Source organism: Arthrobacter sp. Y81 (assembly GCF_002929335.1).
Classification (GTDB): Bacteria; Actinomycetota; Actinomycetes; order Actinomycetales; family Micrococcaceae; genus Arthrobacter.
This window is the reverse complement of sequence record NZ_PJIL01000073.1, coordinates 1-632: the sequence shown is the minus strand read 5'-3', so window position 1 is coordinate 632 and position 632 is coordinate 1. Positions and strand designations below refer to the sequence as shown.

At 54.3% G+C, this 632-nt stretch carries 1 protein-coding gene; it reads right to left on the bottom strand.

Annotated elements, in window-relative coordinates:
* A partial coding sequence (locus tag CXQ91_RS25115; protein WP_219816613.1) for a hypothetical protein occupies nucleotides 1–422 on the bottom strand: 422 nt, incomplete at its 3' end.
* Nucleotides 423–632: the final 210 nt, after the last annotated feature.

Genomic DNA, 632 nt, shown 5'->3' with positions numbered 1-632 from the left:
CGGAGAAACAATTGGTGCGGCGCTCCTGAGGGTGACGGGGCGAAACGCAGGGTGACGACGAAAACCTTCTCTTCTTCGCTGACACCTGCTTCGATTCGCGTGGTTCGGACGATGTTATCTAGAGCCCATCCCCCTGCCACACGACCATTTCGGTCGTAGACAATGCCGAGCGGGACGGAGTGGATCAGGCTTGTTTGGTATCGATGGACTCCGCCCGGCAGGAGAGTGCGCATCTCCCGTGAGTCTGGAGTCCAATAGCCGATTGCTTCGTGCAAGGGGAATCGCAGTCTCACAGCAACCTCAGCCGTGTCCGCGTCAGCGTGAATGCGAAGGAGCGGGGAATTTTCATCACGCTCAAATTCGACCCGCGTTCCGCCGAGAGGCTCCACCAAGAAGCCTGATCCAACATCCAATGTATTCATTACTTAATCAATCCTTATTCTGGGGTCAAGATGGTACACAAGGGCCAGAAGGCAGCGCCTTCCCTGACGAAACGTCCGCAGTGCATCTTCCACGAGCGATCGGGCATAGCGGCTATCAAAGAAAATTTTAACGATCCAATCAACCGCGTATCACGATAGTCACGACAATCAGGAGGTGTCAACCATGTTTGCGAAAACACCCATGAAGAT